Source organism: Bacillus cereus group sp. MG4, assembly GCF_040460055.1.
GTDB lineage: Bacteria > Bacillota > Bacilli > Bacillales > Bacillaceae_G > Bacillus_A > Bacillus_A wiedmannii.
This window is the reverse complement of sequence record NZ_JARVGZ010000001.1, coordinates 724,126-744,021: the sequence shown is the minus strand read 5'-3', so window position 1 is coordinate 744,021 and position 19,896 is coordinate 724,126. Positions and strand designations below refer to the sequence as shown.

Genomic DNA, 19,896 nt, shown 5'->3' with positions numbered 1-19,896 from the left:
GAGAATGAGTAAATTAGTCGTTATTGGAGGCGGACCTGCTGGTTATGTAGCAGCAATTACTGCGGCTCAAAATGGGAAAGATGTCACTCTTATTGATGAAGCAGATCTTGGCGGGACTTGTTTAAATGTTGGTTGCATGCCTACAAAATCATTGTTAGAAAGTGCGGAAGTGCATGACATTGTGAGAAAAGCGAATAATTATGGAATTACACTTAACGATGGAAGTATATCAATTGATTGGAAGCAAATACAGGCGAGGAAATCACAGATCGTAACGCAGCTTGTCCAAGGAATTCAATATTTAATGAAGAAAAATAAAATAAAAGTTATACAAGGTAAAGCGAAATTTGAAACGGATCACCGTGTACGAGTTACACACGGTGATAAAGTAGATGTAGTAGATGGAGACCAGTTCATTATAGCAACAGGTTCAGAACCGACTGAATTACCTTTTGCTCCATTTGATGGGAAGTGGATTTTAAATAGTAGCCATGCAATGTCCCTAGAAAATATACCGAAATCATTATTAATCGTTGGCGGTGGTGTAATAGGTTGCGAGTTTGCAAGTATTTATAGTCGTTTTGGAACAAAAGTTACGATTGTTGAAATGGCACCGCAATTATTACCTGGTGAAGATGAAGATATCGCACATATTTTAAGAGATAAACTAGAAAATGATGGCGTAGAAATATTTACAGGAGCTGTTTTAAAAGGATTAAATAATTATAAGAAGCAAGCTTTATTTGAATATGAAGGAAGTATCCAAGAAGCCAATCCGGAATATGTTCTCGTTTCTGTCGGCCGAAAACCACGTGTACAACAATTAGATTTAGAAAAAGCAGGTGTTCAATTTTCAAATAAAGGAATTTCTGTGAATGAACATATGCAAACAAATGTATCACATATTTACGCAGCAGGTGATGTGATTGGTGGAATACAACTTGCTCACGTTGCTTTCCATGAAGGAACGACAGCAGCGTTACATGCGAGTGGAGAAGATGTGAAAGTTAACTATCATGCAGTACCTCGATGTATATACACATCCCCAGAAATCGCAAGTGTTGGTTTAAACGAAAAAGATGCAAGAGAGCAGTACGGTGACATACAAATTGGAGAATTTCCTTTTACAGCGAACGGAAAAGCGCTTATTATTGGAGAACAAACAGGTAAAGTAAAAGTTATTGTTGAACCTAAATATCAAGAAATTATAGGGATTTCTATTATCGGTCCTCGTGCAACCGAACTAATCGGACAAGGAACTGTAATGATTCATACAGAAGTTACCGCTGATATTATGAGAGATTATATTGCAGCGCATCCAACTTTATCTGAAGCGATTCATGAAGCGTTATTACAAGCTGTAGGACATGCTGTACATGCCTAGATGAAAATATAATAAACCACTATTCTCTAAATGAATGAGAGAATAGTGGTTTGATTTTATATAGAAAAAATTGAATACCTTATTACTTTTTAACGTCAATAGCTGAAGTTTTATCGTTCCATTCAGGAGCTAAATTAGCAGTTTTACCATACCAATCAGCGTGTTTAAATACAACACCTTTTCCATACCCTTGTGTAGAAGTATGCTCCCAAAGTGTCGTTGAATAACTTGCAGAAGGTGATGCTGTACTTACAGAAGAAATTCTATCATTCCAGCTTGAAGGTAAGTTTTTAAAGCCACTGCTCCAGTAAATATATTGTCCACCTTTATTTATATGTTCATAAAAATCTGTACTACCAGCACCGCTACCTAAAGGATTAATTTTATTTTTAAGTACTTTTTTATCCTTTTCAATATAAGCATCTAATGTTTCGCGGCTAGTAAAACCGTAAGCTAGCCAATCTCCATTTTCATTTTGCTCTGGTAATACCATAGTAATTTGGATATCTTTCTTATCCTGATCACTTAATTTTGCAAATGAATTAACATTCTGTTCATCCACTTGTAAATAGTCAAATGACTTAATTGTGTTACTTTTTTCTTCTGCACTTACTGCACCTAATCCTCCAGTTAATGCAAATCCTGCTACTAATGTCCCTGCTACTAATTTCTTCAACATATAACCATCCCTTTTTGTTTAGATTTTGTACAGGTGAAACTTTGTACTAGTATAATGTATTCTAATTATCAACTATTGTAAATATTCTGAAGTTTTAGAAATAAAAGGCGGAATATTTATAGTTTTGCATTTTTTCTTTAGAAAAAATAGTTATTGGAATGATATAATAAATAGATGTATTGCTTTTGTTGGATGTTAAAATGTTTTAGGGGGAAAGTCTTTGAAGTATTTTAATAAAGATTGGTATAAAGAAATGCAAGTGTCTGGATTTTTAATTTTCTCAGAAACAGTAGAAGAATGGGAAGAGATGTTGCGAGAGAGCGAAAAGATAGGAATGGTTTATAAGCAAAGTTTAAGAGAAGACGTGGAAGAAAAGAAAGAAGATCTATTAAAGTTTCTACCTAAGTCATTACATCCATACATTCATGAAAATACAATTAATTCAGAATACCCATCGGAAAAATTAAAGAAACTTATGCTTGAGTGGACAGTAGATTATGAGAAAAGAATGAGTGATTTAGAACAAGCGTATTTAGATAATTATAATACTATAAAAGAAAAGCTTGCGCAGAATGTCGTTCAACTACATGAATACTCACTACATGACAGTGTAGTCAAATCAGTAGAAAGAAGGTCAGAAGATAAGCTAATAATAACTTTAGATTGCAATGGTACTTTCAGTGAATTTGATAAACTGGAAGTAACTTTTACAGGCGTAACGAAATGTTCTATTCCGGAACATTTTGAAGGTGCTTGGTGGTTATGTCATGAAATAGATCTTATTAATGAGGGTTTCGAATTGGGTGTTTTATTTGATTGCCCATTTGAAGAAGTGACGATTTGTGCAAAAGACGTATTGCTTGAGATAGGTAACTAGTAAAGTTTATAACTTTACAAATAAAAAACAGTCTTATAGGACTGTTTTTTATTTAGATGCTAAATTATCAAGTTTCCAATATATATCTGTTAAAGGGCAGCTTTGCTATCTATATATAAATACATATTATTTAATTATTTTGGTGAAGTTTTCAAGTTGAAAAGGATAGAAAGAGGGAGAATACTGTATAAAACGGAATAAATAAGAATTGAAAATATTGTAAAACGGAAGAGGCGTGCATATAATTAAAATAAAGATTAAATTTCTGAATTTTCAATAATGGTGGTGGGAACATGTTTACTGAAGAGCGTAGAGAAAAAATTTTAGAGTTACTGAAGAAAGATGGAAGGGTAATTGCTAAAGATCTTGCGGAAAGTCTCGATATGTCTATTGATTCTATAAGAAGAGATTTATCTATTATGGAGAAGGATGGCTTGTTAAAAAGAACACATGGAGGTGCAATCGAACTTACTAGAGTAAGGAATTTAACTGCTGAACCATCGAAACGTTATCGTGATAGTTCACTAGGTGAAGAAGTGATTGCAAAAGTTGCTGCATCCTACATACAAGAAGGAGATTCCGTTTTTATTGGCGGGGCATCTATTCATTATGCGATGTTAAAGTATTTACCTGAAACATCATTTACAGTGATTACGAATGCATTAGAAATTGCTAGTAAGTTAAGGGAGTTTAAGAATGTAGAAACGTACTTAATTGGTGGAAAGGTGAAACCATCAGGAAATATGACAGATACACTTGCCTCTGAAATGATAAGTAGATTATCTATTGATCTTTATTTCTCTACAGGTGGTGGCATTTCATTGAACGGTATAAGTACTGCAACTTCGGAAGTTGCTTATTTTGGAAAAACAGTAAGTAAAATTGCTAGAAGAAACATTTGTTTAGCTCCTCATAATAAACTCGGAACAAATTGCTTTATAAAAGGAGAGTCACTGAGAGAAATTGACCTTATTATAACAGATGAAGAGACTAGTAAAGAAACGATTCAACAATTTGAGAAACAAGGCAAAGAAATTTTGATAGCATCAATAGACTGCATTTAAAAGGAGTTTGTAATGATTATAAAAGGACAAGAGTTTCATATAAATGGATTAACTTATACAATTCGTTCTGCATCTGAAACGGATGCTGAGCAGTTATCGGAAATTAGAGTTCAGATCGATGGCGAAACTGAAAATATGGATAGAGAAGCTGGAGAGGGATTTATAGATAAGATAGGTTTTCAAAAAATAATAAAAACAGATAGTGAAGAGACGAAAAATCTCTTTTTAGTTGCAGAAGTGGACAACCGAATCGCAGGATTTTCAAGATGTGAAGGATCAAATTTGAAGAGATTATCCCATAAGGTAGAATTTGGTGTTTGTATTTTAAGAGAATTTTGGGGATATGGAATCGGTAAGAGTCTATTGCAACAATCTATTCAGTGGGCTGATGAAAATGAAGTGAAAAAGATAGCATTGCAAGTGTTAGAGACAAATGAAAAAGCTATTCAACTTTATAAAAAATTAGGTTTTGAAGTAGAAGGTATTTTAAAAAATGATAAAAGGCTTTTGGATGGGAGGTATTATAATACGGTTGTAATGGGAAGGTGTATTTGAGTCTGTTCATAAAAGAGGGGGAAATGTATGTTTTATAGAAGAAAGTACTATATAGTAAAAAATGAATTTATTAAAATATTTAATGATCATTTCAATAACACGAACTTACCTAATCAGTTAAAGCATGGCTCTAGGCTAATAGGGCGCTGGATGAAAGATAATAAGAATGACACGACTGAAGTGTTTGCCATATGGGAATATGATATTTATGAACAGTATAAAGAAATTGAAACAAAAATTAGAAGTGATAAGATGCATGTTAAAAGAATACATGATTGGTATGAAAAACATGGCGGAAGAGAATATGTTTTACAGAAGTACATAGTAGAGTTAAAAAATGAAGAGTTAATATGTACTGTAAAGTGATAGAGGAGTGATGGATAATGAGAATTAAAACAAAATTATATTTTAGTTTAGCATCTACCATTTTATTTGCAATAGCGGTGATAGTTTTCTTTATAAACGGCACTCCACAAAAGTGGTTTTGGTTCTGTATTTTCTTTGCGTCCATTATACAAAATATAGTTTTACTAAAAAAGAATAAAGAAGCGAATTAGGATATTCAAATTATTAACATATTTGTGTCGTCTTTCTAGTTTTATTGAAAACGCTTTTATTCAGTTTTATAATAAAAGTATGTTTTTACAGATCTCCAAAACAATGAATAGGGAGATGATACAATGTTAGCTTCACCGTTTTACTTACATACATGGAAAAAGTTTGTTGATGAAGGAGTCCTTGATTCGAACCGTATAAACGAAAGAATTTCAGAGTCATGGCATCGATGTAAACAAGCAAATGTGAATCCTCATATGAATAAAGGTCAGAAAATTTTGTCTTATTATATTTTTCAGGATCAAAAGAAAAAGAGTGAAATCTTCCTTGATATAGCAATACCTCAATTACAAAATATGAGGAAAATCATTGATGAACTGCAAATGATGGCATTATTAATTGATCCAGACGGTTACGTTCTATCGCTAAGTGGAAATCAACAAACGTTAAAACGAGCGAAACATATTAACTTCATTGAAGGTGTGAAATGGACGGAAGCAGCTGTTGGTACAAATGCGATAGGAACCGCGTTACAGATTGAAGAGGCTATTATGATAAGTGGTACAGAGCATTATTCTGTCGCATCTCATAGCTGGAGCTGTGCGGCCGCTCCCATTCATAATGATGACGGGAAATTAATTGGAGTTCTAGATTTCTCTTGTCCAATTGAATTTTCACATCCGTATATGCTCGGGATGGTAACCTCGATTGCACATGCGATTGAACGTGAATGTAGTATTCGAGTGCATCAAAATGAATTACATTTAATCCATCGTTTTTTAGATGTAATTGACAGTGATGAACAAGTTATCATTTGTAATCATCGTGATGTTATCGTTTCTGCAAGCAAGAAGGTTCGAGAACGAGTTTCTAATTGGTCACGAATGAAACTTGAAGATTTAATGCGAAATGGATTGAAACCTAAATTAGAAGTACCAGTATATAGTAATGAAAGAATGATCGGGAAATGTATTTATGTAAAAGAAAATAAGCGAGAGAATTTATTTTCTACTTCCCCATTTGTAAACGGAATTACTTTTCCTGGAGTTATTGGGACAAGCAATGCATTTCAACATACTTTAGAAGAAATTAAGCTTGTATCTCCAACTGACGCTAGTGTATATGTTTGTGGTGAAACAGGTGTAGGGAAAGAATATGTAGCGAGAGCGATTCATGAAAATAGTCCAAGAAAAAATGGTCCTTTTATAGCTGTTAACTGTGGTTCATTGCCGAAAGAATTAATGGAAAGTGAATTATTCGGTTATGCTGAAGGTGCGTTTACAGGTGCGCGACGTCAAGGATATAAAGGGAAATTCAAACAAGCAGACGGTGGAACAATATTTTTAGATGAAATTGGTGAAGTGCCACCAGAGATGCAAGTCGCATTATTGCGTGTTTTACAAGAACGAACAGTAACCCCAATTGGCAGTTCAAAAGAGGTACCGGTAAATATTCGTGTTATTACTGCGACACATAAAGATTTACTGCGATTAGTAGAAGAAGGGAAATTCCGTCAAGATTTATATTATCGTTTACATGTTTATCCACTTTATGTTCCATCGTTAATAGAAAGAAAAGAGGATATTCCGTACTTCATACAAGATTTTTGTAGACGAAAGAATTGGAATGTTGTATTTCCAAAGAGTATTTGTAATCAACTTTCACAACATACATGGCCCGGAAATATTCGAGAATTATTAAATGTGTTAGAACGTATTTACATTTTGTCGCAAGGACGGGAAATATGCGAAAAACAAATCTCTTTTTTATTACAAACTATGATGGGAAATCAACATCAACTTGAATTGCAAGTTGAGAATAAAGCAGATCATACATTAAATTTCCGTGAAAGAATACAGCGTGATAGCATGATTGAAGCGTTAGAAAAGACGAACGGAAATGTTTCGTTAGCTGCAAAACTATTAGATGTACCTCGAAGTACATTTTATAAACGAATGCAAAAATATAAGCTATAAAGTAGATTTTTGTAATCTACTTTTTCTTTGTGGGCTCATGTTCTGTCGGAATGTGCGCTTGCCGGGGAAATAATAGAATAGTTAGAAAATAATTTTCGGCAGGTGGACTTATGTGAAGTATATTGAAATTGGCTTCGGAAATAGGTGGTTCGTTCGAACGGAAACTGAAAATAAAGATGGAACTGAATTTGAGGAACGAGGAATTATAAAACCTATTTATTTTGAGTCTTTATATGTACGAATTTGGTTTCGGAAAACGTGTTTTATTTTTGATACGAAAGAAGGGTTTAAGAAAGTTAAAAAGAGGAGGATTGAATATAAATTTATAGTTGGGATTGTAAGTAGGTTAAAACAATAGTATTAAATAGGGGGTGTTTTTATGATTAGAATTACTACATTCATACTCGCTATTATTGTAATGGGCTATTCTATTTACAGTTGGAATGATGATTCGAAGCAAAGTATGCTTATTTTGCAATTATTGTTAAGTTTTATGCTTGCTAGTATGGGGATACAAAACGTTAAGAAGGGGGAAAAAGGGAATAAGGATATGGGGCTGTTACTTTTACTTACATCGCTATTTTGTATTGCTGTATCGTTAATGAAATATTTAAAATAAGCTGTTACTTAACATGTTGAGTAACAGCTTATTTTTTGAAGTTTTCTCATTAAAAATAGTAGTTGCTGTTTGGTACATTTCTTTATCAATACAAAATCTTTTTGTTATCCAATAAGCAATCTCAGATGTGGTAAGACTATGTTCGCTTTTCTTACCTTGGAAATATTGCTAAAACATTCCCGTTATTTAAAAAAACACTTTTAGCATCACCATAACCAGATAAAATATTTTTATAAACCATACAATAGTACACCTATATAAATGAGTGTGCTATTTATATAACCCAGTCGTATACATTTCCGTCAATGTATGCACAATTTCTCCTAATTCTAATTCTTTATTATTTTTCACAATCGTCCAAAGAAACATCTCATTCATCGCGAACCAAGCACGTGCTACAATTTCTTCATTTAATTCAGTATGAGCTAATCCACTTTCTTGAGAGTATGTAATATCTTGCGTAATATTTTTTATAAAGCGTTCCCGTATCTCGTCCCATTTTTGACGTATCTCTTTTGATAATCCGATTGCTTCTTGTACAACTTGCAATATAGCTCGTTCTTTTTCTGCTAGTTGTAGAAATGCTCTAACTTGATTTTGAATCATTTTATGTGCTTCTTCTTTCGTTTGAGGTGAAAAGGAGCGCTCAGCAATATCATAAAATTGATTCATGACATCTTCCATTAAAACGATAAGGAGGTCATCTTTGTTTTTAAAGTATACATATGCCGTTCCATAACCAGTTTCTGCATGTTTAATAATTTGTGTAATAGTCGTTTTTTGAAATCCGTTATGTATAAAAATAGTGTAACCAGCGTGTAATAGTTTCTTCTTTGTTTCTAAGGAGCGGTGTTTTCTTGATGAAAGAGTATTGTTTTTCAAAGAACCACCTCTTTGTACTGAAATATCTGAAAATATAACAGTATTGTAAAAGAAATGCATATATAAAGTCAACTGACATAATATCATTGACGTTATATCAACTAAGGTGATATATTTCAATTAGTTAGAATAAAAAGAAAATTAAAAGAAGGTGACACCATGTATAAAGAACCATTTCAACCAACTTATGAATATGCGCTTGAATGTGATAAACATGATGAACTGAAAGATTTTCAAACTGAATTCTATAAAAAAGAAGGAACAATATATTTAGATGGAAACTCATTAGGACTACTTTCAAAAAGAGCAGAGAAATCGTTACTTACGTTGCTACATTCATGGAAAGAGTATGGAATTGACGGCTGGACTGAAGGTGAGCATCCGTGGTTTTTCCTTTCAGAGAAATTAGGTGAATTGACTGCACCTCTTATTGGAGCTTTACCGGAAGAAACAATTGTAACCGGTTCCACGACGACGAATATACACCAAATGATTGCGACATTTTATGAGCCGAAAGGAATACATACAAAAATTCTTGCTGATGAATTAACATTTCCATCAGATATTTATGCACTTCAAAGTCAAATTCGTTTAAAAGGATTAGATCCAGATGAGCATTTAGTACGAGTGAAGAGCCGAGATGGTAGAACACTTTCTGAAGATGATATTATTCATGCAATGACAGATGATATCGCGTTAATTTTATTACCTTCTGTACTATATAGAAGCGGTCAAATTCTTGATATGAAACGTTTAACAGCGGAAGCACATAAGCGTGGTATTCATATCGGATTCGATTTATGCCATTCAATTGGTTCTATTCCGCACCATTTCAATGAATGGAATGTTGATTTCGCAATTTGGTGTAATTACAAATATTTAAATGCAGGACCTGGTGGAGTTGGGGGGCTTTATATAAATAAAAAGCATTTTAATAGACTTCCAGGATTATCTGGTTGGTTTAGTTCTAGAAAAGATAAGCAGTTTGATATGGAACATACTTTAACCGCAGCTGATCATGCAGGTGCTTATCAAATTGGTACACCTCACGTATTAAGTACTGCACCTTTAATCGGTTCTCTTGAAATATTTAAAGATGCTGGAATAGAACGTTTACGTGAAAAATCGCTACATATTACAAGATACATGCTTAATTTAATTAATCATGAATTAAAAGACTTTGGATTTACAATTGGAAATCCATTAGAAGATGAAAAACGAGGCGGGCATATTTATTTAGAGCATGCAGAAGCAGCACGCATATGTAAAGCGCTAAAAGCAAATGGAGTTATCCCTGATTTCCGTGCACCTAATGGAGTAAGACTTGCGCCGGTCGCTTTATATAACACATACGAAGAAGTGTGGAAATCTGTACAAATATTAAAGAAAATTATGAAAGATGAAGAGTATAAGCAGTTTGAAAATAAGCGAGAGGTTGTGGCATGAGCATGAAAACATCAGAGTGGATTGATATTTCACAACCGCTAAATAATGATATTGCTACTTGGCCAGGTGATACACCGTTCTCGTATGAAGTTTCATGGTCAAAAGAAGAGAGTGGCTCAGTAAATGTCGGAAAGTTAACGATGAGTATTCATACAGGTACTCATATTGACGCACCGTTTCATTTTGATAATGATGGAAAGAAAGTAATAGATTTAGATGTTCAAGTTTATGTCGGTCCAGCGCGGATCATTGATGTTTCTAATCTTGAAAGCATTGGGAAAAAGGAATTAGAAACCTTTCATTTAGAAGGCGTAGAACGCTTGTTGTTACGCACAGCTTCACATCGTAAAGCGAATGAATTCCCAGATGTAATCCCGCATTTACGTGCTGATATAGCACCATTTCTTTCTGAAAAGGGAATTCGTTTAATTGGGGTAGATGTACCATCAGTAGATCCATTAGACGATAAAGAATTAGCAGCGCATCACCAATTGTTTAAACATGGTATACACATTTTAGAAAATGTCGTACTAGATAATGTAGCAGACGGTGATTATGAATTAATCGCATTACCACTTGCCTTAACAGATGCAGATGGAAGTCCAGTTCGAGCAGTTATTAGACCAATATAAGTAGAATTATATAAAAAGGGGCAAAGGGGCGTTTGGCTAATATGAAAGAAAATGAAAAGGTAATTATGGAAAAAGGAATTCATACGGACTTTAAAGAGAATATGACGTACGGGGAGTATTTACAATTAGATAGTTTACTATCTTCTCAAAAGAGATTATCAGATCATCATGATGAAATGTTGTTTATCGTGATTCACCAAGCAAGTGAACTTTGGATGAAGCTTATTTTACATGAGTTAAACGCAGCAATCGAATCTATTAAAAATGATAAATTACAACCAGCTTTTAAAATGTTAGCACGTGTATCAAAAATTCAGTCGCAAATTATTCAATCTTGGGATATTCTTGCGACATTAACGCCATCAGAGTACATTGAGTTTCGTGATTCACTCGGTCAAGCTTCTGGTTTTCAATCGTATCAATATCGTATGATTGAGTATGCGCTTGGCTATAAAACGCCGCACGCATTAAAAATTTATGAAAAAGACCCAGAATTACACGCTCGCCTTCATACAGCGCTACATACACCAAGTTTGTATGATGTCGCAATTCAAGCTCTTGTAAAAGAAGGATTCCCTATTCATAAAGATGTGTTAAACCGTGATATTACGCAGCCTTATGAAGAAGATGCAACGGTAGAAGCGGCATGGATAGAAGTGTATGCCGATGTGAAGAAATATTGGGATTTATATCAGCTTGCTGAAAAATTAATCGATATTGAAGACTGGCTACAACAATGGCGTTTCCGTCATATGAAAACGGTAGAACGTATTATTGGTCATAAAATGGGAACAGGTGGATCTTCTGGTGTATCTTATTTGAAAAGGGTACTTGATCAATGTTTCTTCCCAGAGCTTTGGAATGTTCGTACGAAATTATAAAAAACAAACTTGTCAGTTTATTACTGGCAGGTTTGTTTTTTATTTGAACACATTTATGTTTTAATTAAAGCTACAAGATATAATAAATAAGGTAATGATTTAATTGGAGGTAAAGTGTTGGATTTCAAGCAACTAGAAAATAAATTTGAAAAGAAAAAAGTAAATACATTTCTCGTTTATCAAAAAGGTGAGCTAACAAATGAATATTATAAAACGATAGAATGTGCAAGTAATTTATATAAAATAAATTCGATTACAAAAAGTATTGTGTCCATATTAGTAGGTATTGCAATCGATAAAGGATATATAAATGATATACATACACCAATTACAAAATGGATTCCAAATATATCAGAAGAAAAAAACGAATTAACAATTTATCATCTATTAACGATGACAACAGGTGAGGATTGGAAAGAGTTCGGAAATGGAGTAGTGTTCCCAAATGATTTTGTAGAATCGGAAAACTGGGTGCAGTACATATTAGAAAAACCAATAATTGAAAAACCCGCTACAAAAATGAATTATAACTCAGGTTCTTCGCATTTACTTAGTTACATTATCCAAAAAGCTACTGGAATGTCGACAGGACAGTTTGCGAAAAGATATTTATTTGATCCATTAGAAATTACTGAATATGAGTGGCAGCAAGATCCCCAAGGAATACATGTCGGCGGCTTCGGTATGAAAATGAAATCTAAAGATTTATTAAAGCTCGGAATATTATGTTTGCAGAATGGATATTGGCAGGGGAATGAAATTGTATCCTCGAAATGGTTAGAAGAATCAAGTACACCTCTATTTGAAACGTATGAACATGTCGGGGATATGGATATCACTGGTGGGTATTGAATAACGAAAGATTTCACATACCGTATTGTATGTATTTTGCTATGGGATATGGCGGACAATACATCGTTATCATTCCGCAGCTAGAGCTTGTTGTTGTAATAAGTAGTCATATGCCAAAACGCGGACTCGTTCCATTGAAATTATTTATTGAGCATATACATGAGCATTCTAATTACATTTAATGAAAGAGCAAGTATGAGGAGTGTAAAAATGATATTACTTTTAGATTACGATTAAATCTTCTAGCGTTTCGTTACCTTATTACTTAATTTATAAATAAATGTAAAAAAAACCCCACTGTTTAAAATATAAACAGTGGGGTTTTCATTTTATCTACTCGTCTTCTGAAATGACATCTTTATAAATTTCTCCGTTTTCGTTTCAAATTCTACATCAACAAAAACACCATATTCTTTTCCATCTTCACGTAGCCACAATTTAAATTTTTCAACTGTTATTTGAACGGTTTTCGGTTTTCTACCTATATGAAGGTAATCAATAATCTCCGCTTTTGGGTATTGTTCTTTCGTCTTTTCTACAGCAAGTTTCCCCCATTTGGCATACGGAGGCTGCGCATGAACAATTGATGGGACAGTATATATATTTGAACATGTAGTTATGAACAAAATGACGAGTGCGATACGCTTTAACAATTTTTTCATGATGAACTCCTTTTATCTTTTTTTATATTGTTTACATATTTTTTCAACGATATGAGTTTGGATTTTTTTGTCTTCTTTACATAAAAGCGAGGCTTTTACAAAACATAACCAAGAAATCATTTACATAATTAAGGAGGGAAAATCATGCGCCAAAAAGCTATTTTTAAAATAGCAGTTTTACTTGCGTTCATAGGACTATCTTTGATGGTCAGTAGTATACAACTAAAAAATGTTGAAGCTTTTTCTAATCAAGTCATTCAAAGAGGAGCATCTGGCGAAGATGTCATTGAACTGCAATCTCGTTTGAAATATAACGGATTTTATACGGGAAAAGTGGATGGTGTTTTCGGATGGGGTACATACTGGGCACTTCGAAATTTTCAAGAGAAATTTGGATTACCTGTTGATGGTTTAACTGGAGCTAAAACGAAGCAAATGCTAGTAAAAGCAACGAAGTATGACAAGTCAACAGCTAATAAAGGAACGACAACGAATAAAGGAAATAGTGGTGGTACTGCACAAGAAAATAAACCATCTCAAAATAAAGGGACAAATGTTCCAAATGGTTATTCTCAAAATGACATTCAGCTTATGGCAAACGCAGTATATGGAGAATCTCGTGGTGAACCGTACTTAGGGCAAGTTGCAGTAGCTGCGGTTATTTTAAATCGAGTTACAAGTGCATCATTCCCAAATACCGTTTCGGGTGTAATCTTTGAGCCAAGAGCATTTACAGCGGTAGCAGACGGACAAATATATTTAACGCCAAATGAAACAGCGAAAAAAGCTGTATTAGATGCAGTTAATGGATGGGATCCAACAGGAAATGCATTGTACTATTTCAATCCAGATACCGCAACAAGTAAATGGATTTGGACTCGTCCACAAATTAAAAAGATTGGGAAACATATTTTCTGTAAATAGAGCGGAGGTGGAATTGTGTTACGAGGTATTGTAATCGTATTATTAACAATCGGTGTAGTTGGAACTGGATACTGGGGCTATAAAGAGCACCAAGAGAAGAATGCAGTATTAATTCGAGCAGAAAATAGCTATCAACGTGCGTTTCATGATTTAGCGTATGAGGTTGATTTATTGCACGACAAAATTGGAACAACGCTTGCGATGAATTCACGTGCATCTTTATCACCTGCATTAGCAGACGTATGGAGAATAACATCTGTAGCTCGTTCGGATGTAGGACAACTGCCTTTAACATTAATGCCTTTTAATAAAACGGAAGAATTTTTAGCAAATATCGGTGATTTTAGTTACCGTGCAGCCATTCGTGATTTAGAAAAAGAGCCGTTAAATGATCAAGAATACAAAACGTTGGAAACTTTATATTCAAATGCAGGCAATATACAAGATGAACTAAGAAAAGTACAACATCTTGTTTTGAAAAATAATTTACGCTGGATGGATGTTGAGATGGCACTCGCATCAAATCATGATCCTGCAGACAATACAATTATTGATGGATTAAAAACAGTAGAGAAAAACGTAACATCGTATTCGTCTACAAACTTCGGACCGACCTTTACTAGTGCGCAAAAAAATAAAAAAGGCGGATTTGAAGCAGAAGGAAAAGCAATTTCTAAAGATGAAGCGGCGAAAATCGCAAAATCATTTTTGAATTTAAAAGGAAATGAAAAAGTAGATGTTGAGAAAAGCGGAAAAGGTGCGAAAGAATCTTTCTATAGTGTGAAAATTAAAGATCCAGCAACGAATAATGAGTTTTATATGGATATTACCGGAAAAGGCGGATATCCAATTTGGGTTATGAATAACCGAGAAATTAAAGAACAGAAAATTAGTTTAAACGATGCAGGAAGTAAAGGTTTGAAATTTTTAAAGGACCACAAGTTTAATAATATGGAGCTTTTTGATAGCTCACAATATGATAACGTTGGTGTATTTACGTATGTAGTAAATGAGAATGGTATACGAATTTATCCAGAAGCAATTCAAATGAAAATTGCTTTAGATGATGGTTCTATCGTTGGTTTTTCTGCAAAAGAATATTTAGCATCACACCAAAAACGAACAGTTCCCTCCGCAAAGCTAACTGCAGCAGAAGCAAGAAAGAAAATCAATCCCGATGTTAAAGTTATGGAAGAACGTAAAGCCGTAGTTGTAAATGATTTGCATAATGAAGTACTTTGCTATGAATTTGTAGGTACTTTAGGGAAAGATACGTACCAAATTTTCATTAATGCAAATAGTGGAGCAGAGGAAAAAGTGAAGAAAATGCAAGCTGTTGAAAAAATTTATGATTAAACTTTAATAGTAAAGTGGTGAGAATAATGAAGATCTTAATATATATGTTGATGCTTTGCTTTTTTATAACAGGATGCAGTATTGGAAAAAAGGACAATCCAAACGAAAAACCAGAGCAAAAAAATGTTTCGATGAAAAATGTTAATTATACAAACAAACCAAATAAGCCAAATGAAAAAGCGGCGGACCATTTAGCATCTTTAGCCGCAAGTGTGCCAGGTGTGAATGATGCAACAGCCGTAGTAGTCGGCAAATATGCTATTGTAGGTATTGATGTAAAAGCGAAACTCGATCGAACTCGTGTTGAGTCCATTAAATACTCTGTGGCAGAAAGTTTAAAAAACGATCCGGATGGTGCTAATGCAGTCGTTGTAGCGGATGTTGATACGTATGAACGACTCAAACAAATTGGAAAGCAAATAAAAAAAGGAAAAACAGGTGAAGGTATACTTGATGAGTTAGCAGCAATTGTTGGCCGAGTAATGCCACAAGTTCCAAATGACATGATTGAAAATCGAGAAACGAATCCAATTAAAGATAATGATAAACAATTACCAAAAGATGAAGAACAAGAACTAAGAAAAGAACAGAATGACCAATCAAATAATCATTTGAATAAATAAAGTTAACCCCGTACTTAATTGTACGGGGATTTTTTAATATAATATTTAATATTCAGTTTATTTTTAAGGAAATATATGGTTTAATTATGATGGGAGGGACAACTGTTATGATGAAAAAAAGCGCATTAATAGTATGTAGTTTATGCTTAGGTTTCAGTATGACAGCGTGTGAACAAAAGAAAGAAATGAAAAAACAAACAGCGACTTCTTCTACTGTGTTGGAAAGTGAGAAGAAAGAGTCTATCAATATAAATCATTTCTCGAATATAAATGAAGGAATGACTTATATTGAAGTGAAAGATGTAATTGGTTTTGATGGTAATTTACTTATAGAAGAAGGTGTAGAAGATTCTACACAAATTAAACAAATTTTTTTATGGAAGGGAAGCGATCCAACTTCATTAGTTGAAATTACCTTTTTAGATGGAAAAGTGCATTCAAAAGCGCAGCAAGGTTTAAGTTAATAAGTTGAAAAATGGGAGAGTTTAGCATGAACATACATACAGGGGAAATTCAATTAGTTCCGTATAAAGAGAAATATAAAGAAGTTATACAAACATTTACTTTACCAAGTGAACAAGTTCAATTCACATCAGATCCAGGTGAATTATTGGAGAAAGCAAAAAGTGATCGAACAAAAAATGTGATTGTTATTTTAGATTACAATGGGGTACCTGTTGGTCTTTTCGCCTTGCAAACGGGAGATAGAGTACAGGAGTTCACAGATAATGAAAACGCTCTACTTTTAACTTCATTTTCTATAAATCAAAATAGACAAAGAAAAGGATATGCTAAAAAGTCATTGGCTTTATTACAAAAGTTTGTAAAACGTTATTTTCCGATGAAAAATGAAGTTGTACTTGCTGTGAATGAAAAAAATATTCCTGCACAAAATTTATATGAAAAAGTCGGCTTCCAAGATAAAGGCTTTAGAAGAATGGGACCAATTGGTCAACAAATTATAATGCATTTGTCCATCATGAAATAACGATAAAAAAAACTTACTCTTGCATAACAAAGTAGTAAGTTTTTTTATTTAGTACGATATATAATGTAGAGTATATATATAAATGAAATAGAAATGAAGGAAATACAAAATGAATCAAGTTAGAAAATGGAATATTGTTGGAGGAAGGGTGATAAAAACCGGAATAGCAGTTTTTCTTACAGTTCTAGTTTGTGAATTTTTCAATATACCCACTATTTTTGCTGTCATTACGGCTATTGTAACGATTGAGCCAACTGCAACGGATTCTATAAAAAAAGGGCTAATTCGTTTTCCAGCTTCAACAATTGGATCGGCGTATGCAATGACTTTCACATTTTCCCTAGGTCATCAGGCTCTTTCTTATGCGTTAGCAGCGATGTTTACAATCGTTACATGTCAAAAACTAAAGTTACATGCGGGAACGTTAGTCGCAACATTAACTGCTGTTGCAATGATCCCGATTACGGCAGATCATTATTTCACTGCATTTTTAATTCGATTAGCTACTACATCTACTGGTATTATAGTATCTACTTTAGTGAATTTTTTCATTTTTCCACCACACTACCTTAAAACCATTTCGGGATGTACAGAGGAGCTATTTGTTAAAACGGCAAATATTATGGAGGAATGGCTTAATGCATTAATTGAAGGGAAAGTTATAACGAAAGAGACAACTCATAATCTATCTAATTTAAATTTATCATTACATAAAGCGGTACAATTTGTTCAATATGAACAAAAAGATTGGAAATATCATCGACATACAAAGAAGGAAATGAGAAGCTTTTTAGCCATGCAGAAGCAACTCCATATATTGCAGCAAATTATTTATCATATAGATAATTTAGCTCGAGCACCAATTGAAACATGGGACTGGTCACAAAATAAAAAAGAGATATTACAGCGAACGGTTCATTCTGTAATTTCTATATTAAGAAATAATTGTAATGAAATAGATGAAGAACATTTTAAACTGATTGATGAATTAGACAAAAAATTTTGGGATTATAAAAATGATTTATGACATTGTAAACCAAATCAATATCATCATCACTTTTCAAGCGAATCTATCATTTTGTTTGAGGTATTATCTATACATGATATGTTAGAGGAATTAAAACAAATATCCGAGAAATATGCGAGTGAAAATCAACTCAATTGTTCAGCTCATTTAAATGGGGAAGATTAATATGACAATTTATATTACATTACTAAGAGGAATCAATGTAGGCGGGCATAAGGTAATCAAAATGGCGGAATTAAAACAAATGTTTGAATCAATAGAGTTAAAACAAGTAAAAACATATATTCAAAGCGGTAATATCGTGTTCGAATTTGAAAAAGATATTGATTTTTTAAATAAACGAATACAATCGGAAATTAAAAACGTTTTTGGTTTTGATGTTCCAGTCATGTTAAGAACACATGAGGAATTTATAAATATGATAAAAAGATGCCCCTATGAAGCCGATTCATTGTTAGAAGGGGAAAGTATACATGTTGCCTTCTTAGCAAATGAACTTTCTGAAAAAGAAAAAGATCATCTGCTTAAGCAAAAAAATGAGACTGAAGATTGTTTTATACATGAAAAAGTTGTGTATTTATTTTTCAAAAATAGCATTCGAAATTCTAAATTAATGGGTCTGTTTCAGAAGCTACATACACCAGCTACAGTTAGGAATTCGCGGACTGTGAATAAATTAAAAACGATAGTTGAAGGAATGTAAATATAAAAAGATGAGATTCACTTAGAGCAGATAAATGTTTAAGAGACTATGGTTATAGTATAAAATAAACGAATTAAGGGGTAGGTAAGATGGGGAAATTTGTGAAAGACCAAAAGGTAGTTGCATTTACATTTGAAGGGTTGGCACCATGTACGGTTGTAAGAGTTGGTTGGATTTTTATCATGGTACAAGTAGAAGAAACGAAACATTTATATTCTGTTACAAAAAGTAAATTAACACCTATAGAGGAAGAGGAACACTACCTTTTAGAAGAGAGTATTGATGAAGAAGGGGTATTCGATATAGGTAGATTGTTTGCTAAAATAGAAGCAGAAGACATGGACCTTGCAAAGAAATCATTTGAAGAAAATGAAGAATTCAAGAAATACGAAGATTTTCACAATCCATCAGAAGGGAAACTGTATGGTGGAGAGTACTATACTACAATCAAAACAGGTAAAGAGTTACTAGAACAATACTTTAATCGAGAAGAGCTAGAGCGTAATAGTACTAATTAAATTAGATGTGAAAACAGTTAAAGGCCAAATCTTATTTATGTTAAGTATATAGACTAAAAAATTTATATTTGATTATTGGGAGGATAAAATAATGAATTTGGTAAACAAATTTTTAGAAGGCTTGAGAGCAGCATTATCAACATATGATCTCGAAGCACTAAATAAAGCGTGCGGTGCTACAAAAGAGGATATTGATATATTAAGGTTGAAATATCCGAATTGTCCAGAATCATTAATCTCTTTACTTGAAAATATCGATGGTACATATTGGCGGAAATATGGAGAAAACAAAGTTGCGGTATGTATTTTAGGTTCAGATGTTGAAGAGTATCCATATTATTTACTTTCTACACAGCAGATGCTCGAAAGTTCAAAAGAAGGAGAAGACGTCTCCTATCTTTTAGAATACCAAGATGAAGAGGATGCTGTTGATTCTAAGATAAATCCACAAGGACTTCTCCCTGGCACTTATATTCATTTTTCAGACTGTATGAACAATGGTGGAACATCAAGACTCTATATTGATTTTAACCCTTCTGATGAAGGTGTATGTGGTCAAATAATCCGTTTTTTGCACGACCCTGATGAATATGAAGTGATTGCAAACAGCTTTGATGAGTATTTACAGAATCTTATTGATGGTGATTTTAATTTTCTAGAAGAAGAATCTCAATAATTTGTCTACAAACTCAT

23 protein-coding genes and 2 pseudogenes are annotated in these 19,896 nt (G+C 33.3%); 22 read left to right on the top strand and 3 right to left on the bottom strand.

Features of this window, described 5'->3' with window-relative positions; translation table 11 throughout:
- The first annotated feature begins 4 nt into the window (after positions 1-4).
- Positions 5-1,384 (top strand): dihydrolipoyl dehydrogenase, encoded by a 1,380-nt coding sequence (gene lpdA / locus QCI41_RS03820; RefSeq protein WP_353838276.1) that lies wholly within the window; start codon positions 5-7, stop codon positions 1,382-1,384.
- Between the two features lie 82 nt (positions 1,385-1,466).
- On the opposite strand, the gene QCI41_RS03815 is transcribed toward lpdA, so the two are convergent.
- The gene (locus tag QCI41_RS03815; RefSeq protein WP_353838277.1) at positions 1,467-2,063 is read right to left on the bottom strand and encodes a hypothetical protein; all 597 of its coding nucleotides are present in this window, start codon (positions 2,061-2,063) and stop codon (positions 1,467-1,469) included.
- 220 nt (positions 2,064-2,283) lie between these two features.
- Here QCI41_RS03815 and QCI41_RS03810 point away from each other — a divergent pair, with 220 nt between their 5' ends.
- From QCI41_RS03810 to QCI41_RS03775, 8 genes are all read left to right on the top strand, one after another.
- The gene (locus tag QCI41_RS03810; RefSeq protein WP_353838278.1) at positions 2,284-2,940 is read left to right on the top strand and encodes a DUF4085 family protein; all 657 of its coding nucleotides are present in this window, start codon (positions 2,284-2,286) and stop codon (positions 2,938-2,940) included.
- 293 nt (positions 2,941-3,233) lie between these two features.
- Positions 3,234-4,004: a DeoR/GlpR family DNA-binding transcription regulator gene (locus QCI41_RS03805; RefSeq protein ID WP_353838279.1), complete on the top strand. Its 771-nt coding sequence runs from the start codon at positions 3,234-3,236 to the stop codon at positions 4,002-4,004.
- Between the two features lie 12 nt (positions 4,005-4,016).
- Complete coding sequence (locus tag QCI41_RS03800; RefSeq protein ID WP_353838280.1) at positions 4,017-4,559, top strand: GNAT family N-acetyltransferase; 543 nt, start codon at positions 4,017-4,019, stop codon at positions 4,557-4,559.
- Between the two features lie 27 nt (positions 4,560-4,586).
- Complete coding sequence (locus QCI41_RS03795; RefSeq protein WP_353838281.1) at positions 4,587-4,925, top strand: NIPSNAP family protein; 339 nt, start codon at positions 4,587-4,589, stop codon at positions 4,923-4,925.
- Positions 4,926-4,942: 17 nt separating this feature from the next.
- Positions 4,943-5,116: a hypothetical protein gene (locus tag QCI41_RS03790; RefSeq protein WP_353838282.1), complete on the top strand. Its 174-nt coding sequence runs from the start codon at positions 4,943-4,945 to the stop codon at positions 5,114-5,116.
- Between the two features lie 123 nt (positions 5,117-5,239).
- Entirely contained in the window at positions 5,240-7,090 is a 1,851-nt protein-coding gene (locus QCI41_RS03785) for a sigma-54-dependent Fis family transcriptional regulator (protein ID WP_353838283.1), read from the top strand.
- A 112-nt stretch (positions 7,091-7,202) separates the two neighbouring features.
- Entirely contained in the window at positions 7,203-7,448 is a 246-nt protein-coding gene (locus tag QCI41_RS03780) for a DUF3977 family protein (RefSeq protein WP_097857652.1), read from the top strand.
- 21 nt (positions 7,449-7,469) lie between these two features.
- Positions 7,470-7,709: a DUF3953 domain-containing protein gene (locus QCI41_RS03775; protein WP_046954090.1), complete on the top strand. Its 240-nt coding sequence runs from the start codon at positions 7,470-7,472 to the stop codon at positions 7,707-7,709.
- A gap of 270 nt (positions 7,710-7,979) precedes the next feature.
- Here the strand turns inward: QCI41_RS03775 and QCI41_RS03765 are convergent, their stop codons facing one another.
- Complete coding sequence (locus tag QCI41_RS03765; RefSeq protein WP_353838284.1) at positions 7,980-8,591, bottom strand: TetR/AcrR family transcriptional regulator; 612 nt, start codon at positions 8,589-8,591, stop codon at positions 7,980-7,982.
- Between the two features lie 159 nt (positions 8,592-8,750).
- Here QCI41_RS03765 and kynU point away from each other — a divergent pair, with 159 nt between their 5' ends.
- From kynU to QCI41_RS03745, 4 genes and pseudogenes are all read left to right on the top strand, one after another.
- Complete coding sequence (kynU, locus tag QCI41_RS03760; RefSeq protein ID WP_353838285.1) at positions 8,751-10,037, top strand: kynureninase; 1,287 nt, start codon at positions 8,751-8,753, stop codon at positions 10,035-10,037.
- Between the two features lie 2 nt (positions 10,038-10,039).
- Positions 10,040-10,669: an arylformamidase gene (gene kynB / locus QCI41_RS03755; RefSeq protein WP_353838875.1), complete on the top strand. Its 630-nt coding sequence runs from the start codon at positions 10,040-10,042 to the stop codon at positions 10,667-10,669.
- Between the two features lie 41 nt (positions 10,670-10,710).
- Positions 10,711-11,550: a tryptophan 2,3-dioxygenase gene (gene kynA / locus QCI41_RS03750; protein ID WP_000661951.1), complete on the top strand. Its 840-nt coding sequence runs from the start codon at positions 10,711-10,713 to the stop codon at positions 11,548-11,550.
- A gap of 117 nt (positions 11,551-11,667) precedes the next feature.
- Positions 11,668-12,584 (top strand): annotated as a pseudogene (locus tag QCI41_RS03745) (serine hydrolase domain-containing protein).
- Between the two features lie 147 nt (positions 12,585-12,731).
- Here QCI41_RS03745 and QCI41_RS03740 read toward each other — a convergent pair.
- The gene (locus tag QCI41_RS03740) at positions 12,732-13,064 is read right to left on the bottom strand and encodes a DUF3889 domain-containing protein (RefSeq protein WP_046959612.1); all 333 of its coding nucleotides are present in this window, start codon (positions 13,062-13,064) and stop codon (positions 12,732-12,734) included.
- 144 nt (positions 13,065-13,208) lie between these two features.
- Between QCI41_RS03740 and sleB the strand changes: the two genes are divergently transcribed.
- From sleB to QCI41_RS03695, 9 genes and pseudogenes are all read left to right on the top strand, one after another.
- Positions 13,209-13,988 carry a spore cortex-lytic enzyme gene (gene sleB, locus QCI41_RS03735; protein ID WP_353838286.1) on the top strand — a complete coding sequence of 260 codons (780 nt, stop codon included), beginning with the start codon at positions 13,209-13,211 and terminating at the stop codon, positions 13,986-13,988.
- 15 nt (positions 13,989-14,003) lie between these two features.
- Positions 14,004-15,344: a germination protein YpeB gene (gene ypeB / locus QCI41_RS03730; RefSeq protein WP_046959611.1), complete on the top strand. Its 1,341-nt coding sequence runs from the start codon at positions 14,004-14,006 to the stop codon at positions 15,342-15,344.
- Between the two features lie 26 nt (positions 15,345-15,370).
- A complete protein-coding gene (locus QCI41_RS03725) occupies positions 15,371-15,967 on the top strand; it encodes a YhcN/YlaJ family sporulation lipoprotein (protein WP_046959610.1) in 597 nt (198 codons plus the stop codon).
- A 107-nt stretch (positions 15,968-16,074) separates the two neighbouring features.
- The gene (locus QCI41_RS03720; protein ID WP_353838287.1) at positions 16,075-16,431 is read left to right on the top strand and encodes a hypothetical protein; all 357 of its coding nucleotides are present in this window, start codon (positions 16,075-16,077) and stop codon (positions 16,429-16,431) included.
- Positions 16,432-16,457: 26 nt separating this feature from the next.
- Positions 16,458-16,955, top strand: a complete 498-nt coding sequence (locus QCI41_RS03715; RefSeq protein ID WP_353838288.1) for a GNAT family N-acetyltransferase — start codon at positions 16,458-16,460, stop codon at positions 16,953-16,955.
- 109 nt (positions 16,956-17,064) lie between these two features.
- Positions 17,065-18,147: pseudogene (locus QCI41_RS03710) on the top strand (aromatic acid exporter family protein).
- Position 18,148: 1 nt separating this feature from the next.
- The gene (locus QCI41_RS03705; RefSeq protein WP_353838289.1) at positions 18,149-18,685 is read left to right on the top strand and encodes a DUF1697 domain-containing protein; all 537 of its coding nucleotides are present in this window, start codon (positions 18,149-18,151) and stop codon (positions 18,683-18,685) included.
- A gap of 89 nt (positions 18,686-18,774) precedes the next feature.
- Entirely contained in the window at positions 18,775-19,203 is a 429-nt protein-coding gene (locus QCI41_RS03700; RefSeq protein WP_353838290.1) for a hypothetical protein, read from the top strand.
- Positions 19,204-19,294: 91 nt separating this feature from the next.
- Complete coding sequence (locus QCI41_RS03695; protein ID WP_353838291.1) at positions 19,295-19,879, top strand: SMI1/KNR4 family protein; 585 nt, start codon at positions 19,295-19,297, stop codon at positions 19,877-19,879.
- The last annotated feature ends 17 nt before the right edge of the window (positions 19,880-19,896 follow it).